This window comes from Maribacter sp. 6B07 (assembly GCF_002700155.1).
In the GTDB taxonomy this organism is placed as follows: domain Bacteria; phylum Bacteroidota; class Bacteroidia; order Flavobacteriales; family Flavobacteriaceae; genus Maribacter; species Maribacter dokdonensis.
The window spans coordinates 536110-557572 of record NZ_PDUT01000004.1 but is presented as its reverse complement, the minus strand read 5'-3'; the positions used below and the strand labels follow the sequence as shown (position 1 = coordinate 557572).

Genomic DNA, 21463 nt, shown 5'->3' with positions numbered 1-21463 from the left:
AAGGTAGTCTAAGTTTTCATACAAAAATCATAAAAATAAACTATTGTTAGATGGTAATTTTAAGAATGTAAATTGCTGATAAATAAATAATTAAAATTTTGAAGTCTTAAGTTTTAATGGTTTTGGATGGGTGTTCAAGACTATATTGAAACCAATAACGCCTAACACTTGTTCTTCTTCGGTCAGTACTTGTACTTCCCATTCACCGGGAGTAATATTTGATTTATACGTATAGCCTCTAAAACCACCATCCCTACCACCCGTAATGTCATAGCCAATATCTTCTACCGTTACCCATTCATTGGTAAGTTCATTGTATTTTCTCCATCGATGAAATATAGACTTCTTTAAATCTGTAGGAGCAAAAATGGAAGAAAATATATACACACGTTGGTCTGGAGAATAACTAAAATCTAGTTTGTGTTTGCGCCAAAATATGTGTGATTCTTCAGGCTCATAGGTTACTTCATAGTTGCCATTTTTTTGAACAACGTTGTGCGCTACTATTCCTTTATCCAACGCCAAGGGAACCGGTGGTATCAATCTTAAAAAATAGAAAAGATTGATCAAACCGTATATGGCAATGATAATGATGATCATTTTACCTAACTTTATTTCTTTACGCGTACTTGGGCTTTTGCCATAAATGAACGTAAGCAACACTAAAGTGCTTACTAAGCTAACTGCACCTGATATTAAAAAAATCGTAGAATTGAGCTCTTTTAGAAATACGGGAATCATGAACGTAAAAAAAGTGAAGCTAATAAAGTAATACACCCCAAATTGTAAATATTTGTTGGAGATTCGTTTTTTTAGAAACTCATTGGCAATTAGTAATAAAACAAGGATAATAAAGAATGATGCCGTTTTGGATAAAGACACACTTCTTGAAAAATAGATGACATAGGCACTTGATAATCCCCCAAAAAAGAACTGAATGGCCAGCGGTAGGTATTCTTCATATCGTTCTAGTAAGGTGCCCTGCCATTTGCCATCGTCTACCAAATTATATAAGTATAGTGTGATGGATAACGATGTCATATGCAAACATAAAACCGTTAAATCATAGGTACGGTCAATACGACCTAAGGTTAGGGTGTCAAAAATAAAACCACCAATAAAGAAAAGAATAGGGGCATACTTAGTGTGCTTTCTAATAAAGCTTCTAAAAGCGCTATTTCTATATCTGGCAAGGGTCTTTTTCATGTTGGTCTAGGTGCTGAGCAAAAATAGGTGTTTAAAAGCACTACAATTGACCGTAAATAATATTTGATGAACGTTAAAGGTTTACATAGACAAAGTGGTTATATCAACTCTTTGTTTCAACGTAAAAATTTGGATCTACGCGTAAGGATTCTAGGTTGCCTTTTATCTTTTTGCTTTGCCATGTTGTAGACGGGTTCAACCACACAGGTTGGTCATCAACAAAAACTTTTAATGGAATTGTAAAGTCTTTGACCGTATTAGTAAAACGATAAGTTATTTTTTTACCCTTGATCGTATATTCAAATACGGGTATTTTGACAGTTCGTAAGTACTGGTCAAAAAAAGGATCAAGATTACGTTTCATTTTAGTTGCGATATACCCTTCAATCTGTGCGGTAGTAACCGTTTTATGATAGAATTCAGAATTGAGTCCACGTAAAATTGTTCTCCATTCTTTATCATCATTTACTATTTGGCGTAGCGTATGTAGCATATTGGAACCTTTATAATACATATCTCCACTGCCTTCATAATTTACATTATAGATGCCTATAATGGGTCTATCGTTTCTAATATTGTTTCTAATACCTTGAACGTAGGCATTGGCAGCTTCTGTACCATAGTGGTAATCTAAAAACAAACTTTCAGAGTAGCACGTAAAACCTTCGTGCACCCACATATCTGCAGCGTCTTTATAGGTAATATTGTTTGCAAACCATTCATGGCCAGCTTCATGGATAATGATAAAATCGAACTTTAAGCCCCAGCCGGTTTGTGAAAGATCTCTACCCAAATAACCCTTTAAGTATTGATTACCATAAGTGACCGAACTTTGATGTTCCATACCCAGATAAGGGACTTCAACCAGTTTAAACGAATCTTCATAAAATGGATATGGACCAAACCAATGCTCAAACGCCTTCATCATTTTTGGGGCATCTTTAAAATGTTCCTTTGCGTTTTCTAGATTATCCTTTAAAACATAATAATCCATGTCCAAGGCACCCTTCTCTCCTTGGTATACTTCATCAAAATGAACGTAATCACCAATATTGACATTTACACCATAATTATTGATGGGGTTGGCCACGAACCAGTGGTACGTATTGGTTTCTTTATGTACACTTCGTAATCTACCATTAGAAATATTCATAAGTTCTTTTGGAGCCTTTACACTGATCAGCATACTATCTACCTCGTCATACATATGATCTTTGTTGGGCCACCAGACACTGGCCCCTAAGCCTTGGCAAGAGGTTGCCACAAAATCTTTACCATTATTATCTTTTTTCCAAGAAAATCCGCCATCCCATGGTGCATTGACTGCTTCTTTTGGCTGCCCTGAATAGGAAACAACAATTTCATTGAACTCTCCTTTTACTTGGGGTTTGGTCAACTGTACAAAATGTGCATTTACATTATGGGTTACGGTAAGTTCTTTTCCGTCTTGAGTAACCTTTTCAATGCTTAAAGGAGGTTGAAGGTCTACTTGTAGCACTTGATGGGATTTTAGCACCTTATAGCGAATTGTGTTGCTCCCACTTATGAATTTCTCATCTGGGTCAACGGCAATATCCAAATGATAGTAATTTAGATCCCACCATTCACGTTCTGGGGTAATGCTACCTCTTAACGTATCTTGTTTGGTAAATGTCTGTGCCTGTGAGAAACTCAAAGTTCCCAAAGCAAGAAAAAGTATGAATTTGTTCATGTATGGTTTGAATAGAATTTATCTGAATACTCCGTTTGGAAAAACGACCGGACTCTCAAATCCGTCTTCACTAACTGCTGAAACTCCGAAAAAATAGTTATCAATAACGATGCCGTCTAAAACAAATTCGGTAACATCGCCAACATACCTGCTATGATCCCAAGTAGGGGAGGTGGTGTCTCTCCAGTAAATTTTATAGCCTTTTGCACCAGCTACCTTACTCCATTGAAATTTAGCTGCAGGTTCAACAATACCACCAATTTTAACTGTTTTTGGTGCAGGTGGGGCCCATGCTATAGATGCCAGGTTAATTGCGTTTACCGCGGTCAATTTGGCGGCGTACTCAAAATTCACATGCTCTAACACATCACCATAGGCAATACCATCCTCTACACGAATATCTTGGTGTTGTTGCGTATAGTTTTCGTGAGCTTCCATAATACGTATGCCAGGAAAACCAGCATCATTAAAAGGTCTATGATGACCGCCACGACCAAAACGATCTAAGCGATAGATCATCATTGGGTTCATTTCTGGCATGTATTGCTTTACGTTTTTGTGTACGTATCGTGCCAGTTGTCTTGAAACACCATCCACCTCACCGCCGTAAAACCTTCTGGCCTTGCGTTGTTCCTCTGTTTCTGTAGGAGGTACGGGTTCAGAGAATATTCTAAAATCAACGTTACTGATAGTGCCGTCAACTCCCTTTATATTACCGATCATATCATTATTGAATATTCCAATAACCTCCCAGCCTTGGTCTTTGGCATATTGTGCTATACCGCCACCGCCAAAAAGACCTTGTTCTTCACCTGAAAGACCCATGTAGATAATACTATTTTCAAAAGTGTATTTAGAAAGTACACGAGCGGCTTCCAACGTACCTGCCATGCCACTTGCATTATCATTTGCACCAGGCGAATCATCAGTGTAGTTGGTTGGGTCGCTAACGCGAGAGTCAATATCACCGCTCATAATAATGTAACGATTAGGATATTTTGTTCCCTTTTGAATAGCAAGCACATTTACCACTTCAACATCTTTTACAATACGGTTGTTAGCACCTTTTTTGACTAAGTCTTTTTGAAAAAAAACAGTAAGACAACTGTTACAAGCTGCAGAGGTTTTTTCAAATTCACTTTTGATCCATCTTCTTGCTGCACCAATTCCCCTAGTATTGGAAACTGTATCGCTTAACGTATGTCTTGTTCCAAAATTTGCGAGTTTGGTAACGTCGTTTTCTATACGTTCGGCAGAAACCGCATCAATAATATCATAAATACGTTGGTCCGTTTGTGCTGAAAGGTGAATAGCCGAGATGAATAAAGCGAGAAGTAAAAAATTTTTCATTTCAATTTTTTTGAGTGAGTAAAGTTAGTTTGGGTAATCGGTTTCTAAAATTAAGTAAAATATAGGGGCGACCATAATTTGATGTGCAAATCTATAGCTGACCAGATTGTATTTAAAAAGTTTTGTAGCATTGTTTAATACAGGTTATTTCGTTTTCTTTTTTATGAGGTAATAAACGCCCAGCAATGGTCCTAGACCTAGTGGAATGTATAAAAAATTTATCGGGATACTATTTTGAAGTAATCCTAGAAGTTGAATGCTAATTATAGTAATGGCATAACCTAAACAATTTACAATGGTTAATGCCGTACCTTTTAATTGCGGAGCTACCGATGATGCCACCAAATTGGAAAATTGAGGAGAATCTGCAGTAACGGCTATTCCCCATAGGCACCAGCTTGCCAAAAAGAGATATTGGGGCAATAGGAACAAAACAGGAGAAATAAAACAGAACACACCGGAAATAATTAAGGCAGTTAATGCTACTTTTTTGCTTCCTAAGCTATGAGCAATAACACCGCCTAGCGCACAGGACAATCCGCCAAATGCGATTACAATCCCAGTCCATAAAAATACCGATATATCACTACCGGTTTCAATGGCAAACCATTGTATGGCAATAGGGGTAAATGCCCAAAAGGCATAAAGTTCCCACATGTGACCAAAATACCCAAAAGCTGCTTTCTTAAAATCATAGTTCTTAAAAAGTCGTGGTCCCGCGTTGATCTGTAATGACGTACTTGCTACCCGATAGGGACCGTTAGGCACAAGTCCTAGCAACAGCAAACCACCCATAACGGTAATGCCAGAGGTTAGTTTAATAACACTATCTGAATCATTTGCCCATGAGGTTCCTTTAATTAAAAACGGAAAAGCAGTGCCTAAAACCAATGCGCCAACCAAAAAGCCCAATGCTTTGCCTAACCCTTTTTCATAATAATCGGCTGCTATTTTCATACCTACAGGATAGATCCCTGCGAGGAAAAAGCCGGTACCGAATCTGGCTATTAACAAGCCGGTCACATTTAATTGTTGAACAATTAGGGTTAAATTGGATAAGGCCGCTAAACATGCACAGACCATAAAGACTTTAGAAGGTGAAAACCTATCGGCAATCATTAGAATTCCAAAAATCAATGTGCCTATGATGAACCCGAATTGTACCGAAGAGATGACGTAACTAACAATATCTGCACCAAAATCTAGCTTTTTGGTCAGGGATTCTATAATGGCATTACCGGCAAACCATGTAGAGGTACAGGCAAACTGAGAAATAATTATTATGGGGAGAATATGTAACTTTTGCTTCAATAGATCAATGTAAAAAAGTAACCTTGGCTATTTTATTATTTTTTATTTCATAAATACCTATTGCAGTATAAGAATCACCGTTGACGGTAATGAATTCTTCATCAATAACTATATTACCGATTACAATCCTATTCTTGATTTCACAATGAAGGTTTGGGGTAGTACTAAAAAAGCGATCATAGCCATTTCGCATATTTTCAATACCCTCGGTTCTTAGTTCGCCGTTAGCTCCATAAACTTTCACGTTTTTGGCATATGGACCTAAGAAGGCGTTGATGTCTTTAGTATTATAACCTTCAAGTTGTTGTTGTACAGGTATTTCTGGATCTTCATTGATGGACTTATCTTTTATGAAAGTCATGCTATTTATAAGTCCGTCAACCTCATAAATGGCAACTTGTTGAAATTGTTTATCGTCAATGGTTATCTGTTCTTGATCAATAACGGTCTTTCCCAAATGAATTCTAGAGGATACTTTTACATCAATATTTGGCGTACGGTCATAAAAGCTCTGATATTTTTCCTTTAAAATTTCCCGCCCAATGTACAGGGTGTCTTTTGGGTAGTTTTTTACCACAACATTTTTTGAAAAACAGTTAGCAAATGCTTGTAATTCTCGTGCGTTGAACGTTTCTACTTGTTTGTCTACAATATTTTTTTGCGAATCTTTAGATACGAAACTTAGATAATTTCCATCTGGACTAATTGCTAATCTAGAGATTCCATTGACATCCGGGTTATTAATTTCATGAGCTATTTTCCATTCGGTATCTACTTTGGGGTCAAAGGAAAGAATGGTTGATTCAATGGCAGTAATTAATTGATTACTGCTCATCCAGCAAATGTCATCGGTGATTTTAGGTAATGAAATAATATCCTCGGTTTTTAATGATATTGGATGCAGTGATTTTACCATATTCCCATTATCCGATTTGGAAATGTAGCTTACCAGGTCGCTATTTGGTATGTTATGTAGCGATCTGCCTACATTCTGTTGAACCGTTATATTGGTATGATCTTTTAAGTTAGCTATTACAAGGTCCATTTTATTTTCGCGAAGAACTGTACAGATTATAATATCTTCAGTATACCAAACATGATAACCAACTTTTAAATCTTCTAGAAGAAGTTTTTGTTCATTGGTATCTAAGTTATATTCATAAAGTCTTTGCAATCCATCCTCATCTAATCTAATTGCCGATACAGCATTTTTTCCGGGTATTTTTAATGGTGAATATTCGCTGCCATTTGGGGTATCTGTAATCCATGAAAGGGTTTTATCTTTTATATGAAACAGCACAATATCTGTTTGTCCATTTCTTGTTGCAGCATACAGGACCCTGTCATTATCCAAAAATGAAGGCTGATTGTCATAGCCTTCATTTTCAGATATATTTATTGCACCATTAATATTGACCGAATCTTTTTCCAACCCTAAATTGGTCAAATATACTTCTGTGCTCTGTTGTGCATGTAGCTGTATGCAAGATATTGCACTTAGCAAAAGGATAAAGCACTTAAATTTCAAGGACATAAAAAGAGATTTAGATTAATGCTTTTCTGCAAACCTCTTTAAGATGGCACGTACATTTTTAGTATTGTCAACAAAGTATCTTGCTTGGGTTTTTTGTCTGCCCACCTTTACGGTAACAGCATCTTCTGGCAGTTCCTGGAACATAAATTCATCTGTCCAGTCATCACCTATAGCAAAAACAAAATCGTAGTCATGCTCGGTATACACACGCATAGACGCTCTTCCTTTATTTACGTTGCTGCTCTTGATTTCCATAACCTTATTACCATTGAGTACGCTGAGGTCATCGTTAGCAATAAGACTAGTTAATACTGTATTCAATTCAACCGATCTCTTCTGACCAAAATCTGGATCTGTATTTCGATAATGCCAAGCCAATGAATAGTTTTTCTCTTCCACGAAACTACCTGGCGTACGATCTACAAAAGATTCAAGAACTGGTAATATTTTCTCCATCCAATCTTTTTTCACCGTTTCTAGCATTCTAAATTCCTCACCGCCTTGAGAGATCCAAACACCATGCTCAACGATCATATTGTATTTCTTAGGAAGAAACCATTTGGTAAAGGTTTCTTTATCCCTTCCGCTAATTAAATACATATCTGTATTAGGTTGAGACGAAATTTGATCCAATAATGCGTAAAGCTCTTCATCTGGTGACGCTTTTTGCGGGTCGTTGTGAAAACCGGCCAATGTACCATCATAATCTAAAAAGACCAATCTTCTTTTGGCGTTTTTATATTTGCTCATTACGGTATTCATAAGGTCAACCGATAATTTTTTAGATCGGTAAGTCTGGTCTTTTTCTTTCTGGCTCACCAGGGAGTTCATAAAATCGTTGGCCCATTTTTCTACATTATAGCGTTCCAGTCTTTTTTGTAGCAATGTATTTCTTGATACCTGCTCTTCTTCGGGCATATTGATAGCTTCATAAAGAGAGTCGGCAATTTGCTCAAAATTATTAGGGTTAATTAATAATGACTCGTTCATTTCATTTGCAGAACCTGCCATTTCACTTAGTATAAGCACCCCTGTCTTATCTGTTCTAGTGGCAATGTATTCTTTAGCTACCAAATTCATACCATCTCTTATTGGCGTTAGCCAGGCAATATCAGAAGAGGTGTAAAGGTCAATAAGGTTTTCAAATGGCATAGATCTATAGAAATACCATATTGGCGTCCAACTTACAGTGGACAACTCCCCGTTAATGCGTCCTACAAGTTCATCAACTTCCCGTTTTAATAATTGGTATTGCGGTACGTTAGATCTAGACGGAACCGCAAGAATAATAAGTCTTACTTTCTCTTTATACTGCGGATATTTCTTTAAAAAATACTCAAAGGCATTTAAGCGTTTTGCAATACCCTTGGTATAATCTAAACGATCTATAGAAAGGAAGAATTTGGCATCGGGAGCAGATTTTTTATGAGTATCCAGTCGTTTCTGCAATTCGGATTTTTGATCCTCGGTACGTTGAGAGTGTTCTTTTGCTGCATCGCTAAACTTCTTATAATCGATACCCATAGGGAAAGAGTCTACTTTTATAACCCTATCATCTAAATAGATATCGTTAAAGCTTACCTCTAAACCTAGTAGCCTTCTAACAGAGCTTAAAAAGTGGCGTTCGTAGTCATAGGTATGAAAACCGATCAGATCAGACCCCAGCAGCCCTTGTAATACTTCACGTCGCCAAGGTAGGGTTCTAAAAATCTCATACGATGGAAAGGGAATATGTAAAAAGAAGCCTATAGAAATATCCGGTCTTTCTGCTCTTACCATTTGGGGCACCAACATTAATTGATAGTCATGTATCCAAATAGTGTCTTCATTGTTTGCTTTTTCAAGGATGGCAACGGCAAATTTTTGGTTTACCGCTTTGTATGTTTCCCAGCTATCCAGCTCAAATTCAGAATATTCTAAGAAGTAATGAAATAAAGGCCATATGGTTCTATTACTAAATCCATAGTAAAAACCATCTACCTCTTTCTCCGTTAAATTAACTTTTGAAGATCCATGCTCCGCTAAGGCGCTATCAATTTTAGGAACCAATTCTTCGGGAATTTCTTCATCCGTTAATCCGCTCCAACCAATCCAAAGGCTATCACCGCCGGAGTGTACAGATTTCATTCCTGTGGCCAGTCCACCTACACTTGGTACCGCAGTAATGTCGCCATTGCTAATTTGTAATTGTACAGGTAGTCTATTTGAGATAATGATAGTTTTCGCCATAAAAGAGAATTTTTTGCTTCTTCTTGATAATTATTTCTCTAAATTTCGGGAAAAAGGAGGGCAATACCAATTGAAACCTCAAATGAATCAAGAATTTTATTGAATGGATAATTTAGACTACGGAATAATAGGGAATTGCAGAAGTGCAGCATTAATTTCAAAGACAGGAAGCATAGATTGGTGCTGTTTGCCAGAATTTGATAGTCCGTCTGTATTTGCCAAATTACTGGATGAAAATATAGGTGGAAGTTTTGAAATAAGGGTTGATGACAGCTATGAAATTACTCAGAAATATGAGAGGTACACCAATATATTGATTACCTCTTTTAAATCTGGCGAAGATCACTTTGAAATTCATGACTTCATGCCCAGGTATCGCAAGTTGGATGGTAGTCACCATGCGCCACCAGAGTTGATCAGGTATTTTAAACTAATTTCAGGTAAGCCAAGTTTTTCTGTTTTGTATGATCCTAGATTGGAATATGCCATGGGGAAAACCGAAACTTTTATTAAAAAGGATTTTATAGCCAGTCTCACTTACGATGTAAAGTTCGATACCGTATTTCTATACACTTCTTTTGATCAAGAATCTATAGTCAATAGTGTTGAAGTAGAACTTTTTCAAGATGAGTACATGCTAATGGGCTACAATGAAAAATTGTTGTTACCAACCACTGAAAGGGCTTATCTTGATTTGCAAAATACCAAGGTATATTGGTTAAACTGGACAGATTTAACCCCAACTTACAAGAAATTTAACGATGAAATTTCCAGAAGTGCCTTGACCTTAAAATTATTGAGCTATGATAAGACCGGAGCTGTTTTAGCTGCAGCTACCACCTCTTTACCAGAAACCATTGGTGAAGTACGTAATTGGGATTATCGTTTCTGTTGGATAAGGGATGCTTCAATGGTGATTAAAGTAGTATCTGAATTGGGACATAAGAACGTGGCAAGACGATATTTACAGTTCATTATAGATTTGATACCCGATAAGGCAGAGAAGTTACAGATCATGTACGGGATCAATAAAGAGAAAAAACTGACCGAAGAAACCTTGGAGCACTTGGCTGGGTACAAAGGTTCTAAACCGGTGCGTATAGGTAATGCGGCATATCACCAAAAGCAGAATGATATTTATGGTATTCTTATGGATGTGATTTATGAACAAATGGTGAAATTCAGCATAGACATAGAAAATGGTGAGGACTTATGGGCCATTACCAAAGGTATTGTTTGGATCGTAAGCAACAATTGGAAGGACGCCGATAAGGGAATTTGGGAGTTCCGTACAGAGGATAGACATTTTACATTTTCTAAAGTATTATGCTGGACAGCCTTGGATCGTGCAATAAAAGTTGCTGAAATGCTAGGTAAGCAGCATAAAATTGATAAATGGGAACCAATAAGAGCGGAAATTTGGCAAGATATCTATGATAATGCTTGGAACGATGAAGTAGGGGCTTATACCCAATCTTATGGTTCTAAGGATTTAGATGCATCTGTCTTATTAATGGAATCTTACGGATGTGTTGATGCAAAAGATGAAAGATATATTAAAACCGTTAATGCCATTGGAGACGAATTAAGTAATGATGGATTGTTGTATAGATATAAGAATGAAGATGATTTTGGTTTGCCATCCTCTTCATTTACGGTTTGTACATTCTGGTACATTAATAGTTTATTTAAAATAGGGGAAGAGAAGAAGGCGTTGGAGTATTTCGAGAGATTATTAGGTTATAGTAATCATTTAGGTCTATTTAGTGAAGATATTGACTTTAAGACTAAAAGGTTACTAGGAAACTTCCCTCAGGCATATTCACATTTAGCGTTGATAGAATGTGCTATCAACTTTTCTAAGAAAGAAAGTGAGGATCAAATGTTAGAAACTTTGAGAGAATAATTACTTCAAAACATAAGCCTTAATTTTATGGATTAGGGCTTTAAAATGTTCTTCCGTTGAAAACGGATTCATAACGGTTACTCTTAAGAAATGAACATTTTTTAATTTGGTCTGTACAATATAAAATTCGCCATCTTCTAAAAGATACTGGCGAATTTTTATGTTTAAATTGTTTTGCTCTTCAAAATTGAAGTTAGGGTTTACATATCTAAAACATACAATATTTGACATTGGGCGTAATGCCAGATCAAAATTAGGTTCAGCCTCTATAAGGTCGGCAAATAAGGAACCCAAATCATATAATAGGGTAACATTGGCATCAAAAACTTCTTCACCATAGAGATTTAGAAGTGTAAACCAATGTATGGCCATCATATTTTTGGTGCATTCAAAAGTACGCTTGCCGGAATTGTACCAATCTTCATGTTCTGAGTCGGTCAATAAGTAATCCGCTTTTTGACTAAATGTAGCCTTGGCATTTTTTTCATCCTTAAAGAGTAGGGCGGTGGTCAATGCTGGCATCATCATCATTTTGTGACCATCAATAACTACTGAATCTGCTTGGGCAATGCCTTTTAGCGTATGTTTGTATTTTTCAGAATAAATACCGGCACCTCCATGTGCACCATCAACATGAAACCATATATTATGTTCTTGGGCAAATTCAGAAATGCACTCAAGATTATCAAAAATACCTGTAGCAGTAGATGGAGCACTACCGATTATGGCAAAGACCTCAATTCCGCTTTCCTGCGCTTCCTTGAATTTAGCCTCTAAAACATGGGTATCCATTGCAAAATCTTTGGTAACGGGTACTTTAATTATGCCTTGATTCCCTAAACCCATAATTCTTGCCGCACGGTCTACACAATAATGCGCTTCTTCACTGACCATTATACCTAGCTGATTTTGATTGCCATCATTCCAAATATCCTTATTGGTAATCGCTTTTCTAGCACTTAATAATGCGGTAAGATTGGCAAGTGTACCACCAGATGTTAAAAAACCTCCAGCATTATTATTAAAGCCAATTTTATTACAAATCGCTTCAATGATAATGCGTTCAATAGCATTAGAAGACATGCCCATTTCATATACCGCAGTACCGTTATTTAATAGCGAACTCAATAATCCTGTGAGTGCGGTAATTGGGGCTGGAGGACTCACCTGATGACCAAGGTAATGTGGATGGTGAATGTGCGTGGTACGTTTGTTGATTTCCTGGAACAAATTCTTGCTATTTCCGTGATATAGAAAATCCTTCCAAAACTGGAGTTCATCTTCAGGGTCGTTCCAATGAATGGCATTTGGGGATTTTCCATTTAATTTATCCTCTAAATGAGCGGTCAACTGGTCTATAAGTGCGTGCCCGTTGGTGTTAAAATCAGAGGATGAATACACTTGTTGGAGTAATTTTTTATGCATGGCTCAAAAGTAGTCGCAATAACGATTTATACCAAACAAAAAAACCGCCCCAATTGGGACGGTTTAACATTCAAGTTACCAAACAACAAAAGTAATCTGAATTAGTCAAAGGTGTACCCGTTATCTGCAGCTACCTTATCGGCAATTTGTGTGCGTAAAGCTACTACATTAGGGTAATTTGTATATTTTGTAAAACGTTTAAGTCCCATTAACATCATTCTTTGTTCATCACCTTCAGCGAAAGATACAATGGCTTCCTTACCTTTTTTAATGATAGTTTCGGTTGCATTGTACAAATATAACTTAGACATAGCAATTTGGGTGGCCTGTGCCTCTTCTCCAAAACGTTTTGCGTTTTTCTCTGTACGTAATAATGCAGATTCTGCCATATAAACTTCAATAAGAATGTCAGAAGCAGCTAACATCAATTGTTGGTGCTTTTCCAATTCTGGACCAAATTTTTGAACTGCAGATCCAGCGACCATTAAGAACACTTTCTTTAGTCTTTTTAAAATATCCTTTTCTTCTGCAAACAGTTCAGAAAAATCAGGAGTATCAAAAGAAGGAATTCCCATGAGCTCTTCGCCAACTGCGGTTGCAGGTCCTAAAAGGTCTACATGACCTTTCATAGCCTTTTTAACAAGCATACCTACAGCTAACATTCTGTTGATTTCATTGGTTCCTTCGTATATACGTGCAATTCTTGCATCTCTCCAAGCAGATTCCATTGGTGTATCTGCGCTGAAGCCCATACCTCCAAAAATCTGCACACCTTCATCTGCTGTATGCTGTACATCTTCCGAAACCGCCACTTTTAAAATAGAACATTCTATAGCATACTCTTCAACACCTTTTAATTCAGCTTCTTGGTGAGTATTGCCTTCGCTTTCACGTATGGCAATTCTATCTTCAATGTTCTTTGCAGCACGATAACAAGCAGATTCACCAACATAAGCATTTGTGGTCATATCGGCTAATTTTGCTTTTATGGCTCCAAAGTTAACGATCGGAGTTTTGAACTGAATTCTTTCGTTCGCATAATTAACAGCCTCGTTGATCACCCTTCTTTGCGCCTCTAAACAAGCAGCGGCTAATTTAATACGACCAACGTTTAGGGCATTCATTGCAATTTTAAAACCGTTTCCTCTGGTGGAAAGCATATTTTCAACAGCAACCTTTGTTTCATTAAAGAATACTTGGCGGGTAGAAGAGGAGTGAATACCTAATTTCTTCTCTTCATCACCTAAGGTAATACCATTACTAGGGTCATTTTCTACGATAAACCCGGTAATATTTTTGTCATCTTCAATACGTGCGAATACGATAAACAAGTTACAGAAACCAGCATTTGAGATCCACATTTTTTGACCGGTAATACTATAAGTTTTACCATCTTCTGATAAAACGGCCTTTGTTTTACCCGAATTTGCATCTGATCCAGCACCTGGTTCGGTAAGACAATACGCTCCAAACCACTCGCCTGAGGCTAGTTTAGGTACATATTTTTGTTTTTGTTCCTCAGTACCGTATAAAGTTATTGGCATAGTACCAATACCAGTATGCGCCCCGAATGCAGTACTAAAGGATCCGGTTGCACCAGAAATATAATCACAGACTAGCATTGTAGAAACAAACCCCATACCCATACCACCGTATGATTCTGGTACTGCTACGCTCAGTAAACCTAGTTCACCGGCTTTACGCATGGTTTCTTCGGTATATGCGTAATCTTTTTTCTCAAAACGTTCCCAGTGTGCCCATAATTCTCTATCAACGAATTCTTTGGTGCTTTCACGCATCATTTTTTGTTCTTCGTTCAAATCCTCTAAAGTGAAAATATCATCACAGTTGGTTTCTTTAACAAGGAATTGTCCTCCTCTAAGAATGTCTTTATCCGATGTTTCTGTACTCATGTTGTTAATTGTATTTAGAAGTTAGAATTGAGAGAATAGAAAAGAGAACTATACGAGGTTATTTTGAAACCCCATGGTCATTTTCTGAAATTCTTCAATCTTATCTTCGAGTAATTTTAATTTAATATCTGTTATATAATTTCTATGATATGCTATTAATAATTGTGTTCCCAGTTCAAAAGAGGAACCTAAAGAAATACTTAAAAAATGACTAAACGACCTATCTGTTCTTGCAGAGCCTTCCGCAATATTGCTAGGAATAGAGATTGAACATCTGCTCATTTGTGAGCTCAAATCAAATCTCTCATGCTTAGGGAAACTTAAGAGAATATCAGATATATCATTAGCTATGCTTATACCTAATTTCCATATTTTCAAATTTCTATAGTTATGCCTTAAAGCCATATACCATTAATCTTATCTCTTTTTTCTAATATCTATATTCTATCGTTTATTTTAAAAATTCGAATATGCCTGCGGCACCTTGTCCAGTACCTACACACATAGTAACCATACCGTACTGTCCTTGCATGTTTCTTTTACGCATTTCATCAAAAAGCTGAACCGATAATTTAGCTCCTGTACAACCTAATGGATGGCCTAAAGCAATTGCGCCACCATTAACATTTACAATATCTTGATTTAAGCCTAGTTCTCTAATAACTGCAAGGGATTGAGATGCAAAAGCTTCATTCAATTCAATCAGTTTTATATCATCTTGTTTTAGACCGGCTTGTTTAAGTGCTTTTGGCACCGCGGCTACAGGACCAATACCCATAATTCTTGGTGGTACACCAGCAGCGGCATAATTAACAAGACGGGCAATAGGCTCAAGGTTTAATTCTTTTACCATTTCTTCGCTCATCACCATTACAAAAGCAGCACCATCACTCATTTGAGAAGAGTTACCAGCTGTAACACTACCACCGGCTGCAAATACTGGTCTAAGCTTATTCAATACGGCAGTTGATGTACCCGCTCTTGGTCCTTCATCTTTTGTTACGGTATATTTTTTGGTCGCTTTTTTACCATCGGCACCTACATAGGTTTCTTCTACCTCAATAGGCACTATTTGGTCTTGAAAGCGGTCTTCCGCTTGAGCACGAAGGGCTTTCATATGAGAATTATAGGCAAATTCATCTTGATCCTCACGAGATACTTTATACTCGTTGGCAACTGCCTCTGCGGTATTTCCCATTCCCCAGTAGTAATCTTCATGACCTGCTTTTACAACGTCATAATTTAATTCTGTTTTGTAACCGGTCATAGGTACTGAACTCATACTTTCAGCACCACCTGCAATAATGCAATCTGCCATTCCAGATTGAATTTTTGCAGTTGCTATACCAATAGTTTCAATACCAGATGAACAAAATCTGTTGACGGTAACTCCAGGAACATCAACAATGTCCAATCCCATAAGTGAGATTAAACGTGCCATGTTCAAACCTTGAGAACCTTCTGGCATAGCATTACCAACGATGACATCGTCAATTCGTTTTTTATCTAAATTTGGCAATTCTTTCATCATATACTCGATGGTTTCCGCTGCCAATTCATCGGTACGTTTAAAGCGAAAAACTCCCTTAGGTGCTTTACCTACCGCTGTTCTATAACCTTTAACTATATATGCTGTTTTCATTTTTTACTCTTGCTTTTAGCTATCAGCTTTACACTCATAGCATTATTTGTTGTTAAATAAGATTGCCAATAACCATAAGCTAATGGCATATAGCTGCGTAAATTAATTACGTAACGGTTTTCCGGTTTTCAACATGTGCTGAATTCTTTCTAACGTTTTTCTTTCGGTACACAGTGAAAGGAAAGCTTCTCTTTCTAAATCTAACAGGTACTGCTCGTTTACCAAAGTAGGTTCAGATAAATCGCCACCTGCCATTACATACGCAAGCTTATTCGCAATTTTCTTATCATGTTCACTGATATAATGGCTAGCCTCCATAGAATCTGTTCCAACTAAGAACATACCTAATGCTTGTTTTCCTAAGACTTTGATATCTGAACGTTTTACAGGTTGCGTATATCCTTGCTCCGCCATTAATTTTGCATATGCCTTAGCAGTTGCAATTTGCCTGTCCTTATTTACCACAACTATATCTTTGCCATGTTGTAGTATTCCTAGGTCGTATGCTTCATATGCAGAAGTGGAAACCTTTGCCATACCAATAGTTAAAAAGTATTCTTGAAGAACATTTAATTCTACATCGTTCTTTTTAAAAGTGTCTTGTGCTCTAACGGCAAATTCTTTAGAGCCACCACCGCCAGGAATAACCCCAACACCAAACTCAACAAGTCCTATATAGGTTTCAGCTGCTGCGACTACCATGTCTGCATGTAAAGAAAGTTCGCAGCCACCACCTAATGTCATACCATGAGGGGCGGATATTGTTGGAATAGCGGAATAGCGCATACGCATCATGGTGTCTTGGAACATTTTAATGGCCATATTCAGCTCATCATATTCCTGCTCTACCGCCATCATAAAAATCATACCAATATTGGCTCCAACAGAGAAGTTTGCAGCTTGGTTACCAACGACCAAACCTTGAAAATCTTTTTCTGCCATATCAATGGCTTTATTTAGTCCGGCTAAAACATCGCCACCTATGGTATTCATTTTAGATTGGAACTCCACATTTAGGATTCCGTCTCCTAAGTCTTCAACAACAACACCGCTGTTTTTGAATACTTCTTTGGATTTTCTAATATTATCAAGAATAATAAAGGAATCTTGTCCTGGTATTTTTTCTACGGATTTTTTAGGGATATCATAGTAATAGGTAGCCCCATCTTTAACTGCATAGAAAGAATTATTACCAGAAGCTTTCATTTCATGTACCCAAGCAGCAGCTTCTAGACCTTCTGCTTTGATGAACTCCAATCCTTTGTCAACGCCAACGGCATCCCAAATTTGGAAAGGACCATGTTCCCAACCAAAACCAGCTTTCATTGCATCGTCAATCTTATAAAGCTCATCGGTAATTTCAGGAATTCTGTGCGATACATAGGCAAATAATTGTCCAAAACTTTTTCTGTAAAATTCTCCTGCCTTGTCTTTTCCACCAACGAGTACAGCAAAACGATCAACAACTTTATCAATAGTTTTGGTCAACTCTAATGTGCCGAATTTAGCGCTCTTTTTAGAGCGATACTCCATCGAATCCAAATCAAGGGTCAAAATTTCGGTCTTGCCCTTATCATCTTTAGACTTTTTATAGAATCCTTGTCCGGTTTTACTGCCCAACCATTTATTTTCCATCATGGTGCTGATGAAATCAGGTAATTTAAACAGGTCGTGGCGCTCATCATCGGTACAGTTATCGTATATACCGTTAGCAACATGAACAAGGGTGTCTAAACCAACTACATCAACTGTTCTAAAGGTGGCCGATTTTGGTCTACCAATAACCGGACCCGTAAGTTTGTCAACTTCTTCAACGGTCATGTCCATTTCCTTAACCATATGGAAAAGGCTCTGGATGCTGAATATTCCTATTCTATTACCTATAAATGCAGGAGTATCTTTAGCAACAACTGAAGTTTTTCCTAAGAATTTTTCTCCGTAACCGTTTAAAAACTCTAATACCTCAGGCGAAGTTTTGGGACCTGGAATAATTTCAAAAAGCTTTAGGTAACGTGCAGGGTTAAAAAAGTGAGTGCCACAAAAGTGCTTTTGGAAATCTTCACTTCTACCTTCCGACATAAACTTGATCGGAATACCAGAAGTGTTGGAAGTAATTAGCGTACCAGGTGTACGATACTTTTCTAAATTTTCAAATACTTGTTTTTTAATATCTAAGCGTTCAACAACTACTTCAATGATCCAATCTACCTTAGATACTTTTGCGATGTCATCTTCTAAGTTTCCAGTTGTAATACGATTTGCGAATTTCTGATGATAAATAGGAGATGGTTTTGATTTCAACGCTGCCGTTAAAGAATCGTTCACCATTCTATTGCGTACTACTTTGTCTTCTAATGTTAAGCCTTTGGCTTTTTCTTTATCATTTAGTTCACGAGGAACAATATCTAGCAATAAAACCTCTACGCCAATATTTGCAAAATGGCAGGCAATACCACTACCCATTATCCCTGAGCCAATTACTGCTACTTTTTTAATGTGCTTGTTCATGTACTTTATGCTGTATTAATTGATAAGTTGAATTAAAATAATTTTTTGTCTGCGATAAGCTTGTTTATGGCTTCGGTAACTTCAAAAAAATGGGCAAGCTTTTCATCGGTAACTTCATCTTTAACTACTTCATTAAATCTAATGACCGTATTTTTTGAATCGTTTCTTTTTTCCAATCCAAATTCTGTCAAATAAATAAGAACACCCCTACCATCTTTAGGATTTGGTTTTCTTATAATTAGACCTTTTTGCTCCATACTTTTTAAAATTCTGGAGAGACTGGTAGCTTCCATTCCCATTTTTGGTCCTAGGGAAGTTGAAGGTGTACCTGCTTTTGGGTCAATGCTCAATAAAGTAAAGCCAACGGCCATAGTAGAATCAAATTTCTTTGCTTCCTCATTATACATTCTTGCTACAGCTTGCCATGTAGCTCTCAACGCATAATCTATCGTTGCTTCTTTCATACTCCTTTAGTTGGTTCCCAAATATAATAAAATTTATTATGCATGCATAATAAATTTTATTATATTTTATTTAATTGGGCGTTACCAAAGTTATTTAAGCGAGTATAATTTAACTGTTGCTATATAGTTAGTTATAGTTGTGCGTATTCTTATCAGGTATGCGGGCTAATAAATTAAAAGCAAGACACCCAACTAAAAAAATTATGTTGATTCAGTTGGGTGTCATTGTTATAATGTAAAATGGTTTCTTATCTGTTAATGCTCATAAATATCATTATACAGAGAAATGTATTTTTCCTTTATAACTTTTCTCTTCAACTTCATGGTGGGAGTTAAGTGTCCACCGTCAATGCTCCAAATATCCGGGGTAAGTCTAAACTGTTTTACCTTTTCCCATTTTGCGAACTTTTCGTTGGCCTCGTCAATTTCTTGCTGATACCTTGCTAATACTTGCTCGTTCTTAATAATATCTGAATTCGTGTTAATATCAATTTTGTGTATTGCCGCCCATTCTTTTAAAAATTCAAAATCTGGCTGAATAAGTGCAGCCGGCATTTTTTCGCCTTCGCCTACTACCATTATTTGCTCAATGAATCTAGACTGCTTAAAGCGGTTCTCCAATAATTGCGGTGCTACATATTTACCTCCAGAGGTTTTGAACATTTCCTTTTTACGATCGGTTATTTTTAGGAACCCCTCGCTATCAAGCTCACCTATATCACCGGTTAAGAAATAGCCATCAACAATAACCTCTTTGGTTTTTTCAGGGTCTTTGTAATACCCCATCATTACCTGAGGACCTTTTATGCAAATTTCACCGTCTGCTGCAATCTTTACTTCAGTACGGTCTATAGGTTTACCAACCGTTCCAATTTTAAAACCGCCAACACGCATATCGTTCACTGAAATCACCGGAGAAGTTTCGGATAAACCATAGCCCTCCATTAATCCAAATTCTGCAGCGTTAAAGATTCGTGATAATCTTGGTTGTAGGGCTGCGCTACCCGAGGCAATTAAACTAAGATTGCCTCCCAGTCCTTCTTTCCATTTACTAAAAATTAGTTTTCTAGCTATTGAAAGTTGTGTTTCATACCACCAACCATTTTTACCGTATGGTTCATATTTTAATCCGAGCTCCACGGCCCAGAAGAACAATTTCTTTTTTATGCCGCTAAGTTCTGTACCCTTGGCATAAATTTTATCATATACTTTTTCTAAAAGTCGTGGTACCGCTGTCATAACATGCGGACTGGTTTCTTTTAGATTGTCACTTATTTTATCCAATGATTCAGCATAATAAATGGTTACGCCTCTAAATTGGTATAGGTAAATTAACATGCGCTCGTAAACATGGCACAGAGGTAAAAAGCTTAACGCCTTGGTTTCACCATCAACAATGGGAAAACGTTTAGAGCTTTCAATGGCATTGCTTACCAAATTGTTGTGTGAAAGCATAACACCTTTAGGTCTTCCTGTAGTACCGGAAGTATAAATTAACGTTGCCAGATCATCTGGAGAAACCTCAACTTTTAGTCTATCGACTTCATTTTGGTTAGTGGTGTCTTCACCTAGTACCAATACTTTTTCCCAACTTTCACAATCCGATAGGTCATCAAATGAATAGATGTTTTTTAAACTAGGTACCTGATCTTTGATCGCTGCTACTTTTTCATGTACTTCACCACAGGAAACAAAACAATATTTTGCCTCAGAATGATTTAGCACATAGGCATAATCTTCTTCGGATATGGTGGGGTACACCGGTACGTTCTGTGCACCAAGTTGAAGAATGCCAATATCCATAATATTCCATTCGGTTCTATTGGTAAGTGAAATAACGGCGATTTTATCGTTGGGCTGCACGCCTAATCGTAACAACCCACGACTAATGGCATTTGCTTTGTTGATATACTCTTGCGTAGATGTACTAATCCACTTTCCATTTTTTTTTGACACCAAGGCCTTATCTAAGGCATGCTTTTCTAGCTGATAATATGGGAAGTCAAAAAGACGGGTAACTTTTTGCATACTTAATTTCTAATAAGAATTGCAAAATAGTGAAAGAACTCCATATTTTAAAATTGTATTATTAAATAAATCAGCTTCTCATTACAATATTCTTAATTCTAGCCTTTTATGTGGAAATATATCGATTTTAACCATTTGTCTACAATAAATTGTATTTGAGCGTGTTATGTAATCAACCTAACTTTTTGTAGGAATTTTCCTTATCATATATAGTTAAGTTTGTTTCAATAAATGTT

At 37.0% G+C, this 21463-nt stretch carries 14 protein-coding genes; 1 reads left to right on the top strand and 13 read right to left on the bottom strand.

The annotated features are described in order from the left end of the window. Positions 1-90: 90 nt before the first annotated feature. From CSC80_RS16665 to CSC80_RS16640, 6 genes are all read right to left on the bottom strand, one after another. Complete coding sequence (locus CSC80_RS16665) at positions 91-1206, bottom strand: DUF2914 domain-containing protein (protein WP_099193119.1); 1116 nt, start codon at positions 1204-1206, stop codon at positions 91-93. A 103-nt stretch (positions 1207-1309) separates the two neighbouring features. Then, positions 1310-2917 carry a M1 family metallopeptidase gene (locus tag CSC80_RS16660; RefSeq protein ID WP_099193118.1) on the bottom strand — a complete coding sequence of 536 codons (1608 nt, stop codon included), beginning with the start codon at positions 2915-2917 and terminating at the stop codon, positions 1310-1312. Between the two features lie 18 nt (positions 2918-2935). Then, a complete protein-coding gene (locus CSC80_RS16655) occupies positions 2936-4267 on the bottom strand; it encodes a M28 family metallopeptidase (protein WP_099193117.1) in 1332 nt (443 codons plus the stop codon). A gap of 144 nt (positions 4268-4411) precedes the next feature. Then, on the bottom strand, positions 4412-5578 hold the full coding sequence (locus CSC80_RS16650) for an MFS transporter (protein ID WP_099193116.1): 1167 nt from the start codon (positions 5576-5578) through the stop codon (positions 4412-4414). 4 nt (positions 5579-5582) lie between these two features. Next, positions 5583-7112, bottom strand: a complete 1530-nt coding sequence (locus tag CSC80_RS16645) for a nuclear transport factor 2 family protein (RefSeq protein WP_099193115.1) — start codon at positions 7110-7112, stop codon at positions 5583-5585. Positions 7113-7127: 15 nt separating this feature from the next. After that, a complete protein-coding gene (locus CSC80_RS16640) occupies positions 7128-9341 on the bottom strand; it encodes a bifunctional alpha,alpha-trehalose-phosphate synthase (UDP-forming)/trehalose-phosphatase (protein ID WP_099193114.1) in 2214 nt (737 codons plus the stop codon). Positions 9342-9444: 103 nt separating this feature from the next. On the opposite strand from CSC80_RS16640, the gene CSC80_RS16635 reads away from it, so the two are divergent. Then, on the top strand, positions 9445-11247 hold the full coding sequence (locus tag CSC80_RS16635; RefSeq protein ID WP_099193113.1) for a glycoside hydrolase family 15 protein: 1803 nt from the start codon (positions 9445-9447) through the stop codon (positions 11245-11247). On the opposite strand, the gene CSC80_RS16630 is transcribed toward CSC80_RS16635, so the two are convergent. From CSC80_RS16630 to CSC80_RS16600, 7 genes are all read right to left on the bottom strand, one after another. Further along, positions 11248-12672, bottom strand: a complete 1425-nt coding sequence (locus CSC80_RS16630) for an aminotransferase class I/II-fold pyridoxal phosphate-dependent enzyme (RefSeq protein ID WP_099193112.1) — start codon at positions 12670-12672, stop codon at positions 11248-11250. 101 nt (positions 12673-12773) lie between these two features. Next, the gene (locus CSC80_RS16625) at positions 12774-14585 is read right to left on the bottom strand and encodes an acyl-CoA dehydrogenase family protein (protein WP_071339632.1); all 1812 of its coding nucleotides are present in this window, start codon (positions 14583-14585) and stop codon (positions 12774-12776) included. Positions 14586-14633: 48 nt separating this feature from the next. Then, the gene (locus CSC80_RS16620; protein WP_091603488.1) at positions 14634-14990 is read right to left on the bottom strand and encodes a four helix bundle protein; all 357 of its coding nucleotides are present in this window, start codon (positions 14988-14990) and stop codon (positions 14634-14636) included. Positions 14991-15036: 46 nt separating this feature from the next. Further along, entirely contained in the window at positions 15037-16227 is a 1191-nt protein-coding gene (locus tag CSC80_RS16615) for an acetyl-CoA C-acyltransferase (protein ID WP_058103074.1), read from the bottom strand. A gap of 102 nt (positions 16228-16329) precedes the next feature. Continuing rightward, entirely contained in the window at positions 16330-18735 is a 2406-nt protein-coding gene (locus CSC80_RS16610; protein ID WP_099193111.1) for a 3-hydroxyacyl-CoA dehydrogenase/enoyl-CoA hydratase family protein, read from the bottom strand. Positions 18736-18767: 32 nt separating this feature from the next. After that, positions 18768-19199, bottom strand: coding sequence for a MarR family transcriptional regulator (locus CSC80_RS16605; RefSeq protein WP_058103072.1), 432 nt, complete (start codon positions 19197-19199; stop codon positions 18768-18770). 255 nt (positions 19200-19454) lie between these two features. Beyond that, complete coding sequence (locus CSC80_RS16600; protein WP_099193110.1) at positions 19455-21227, bottom strand: AMP-dependent synthetase/ligase; 1773 nt, start codon at positions 21225-21227, stop codon at positions 19455-19457. Positions 21228-21463: the final 236 nt, after the last annotated feature.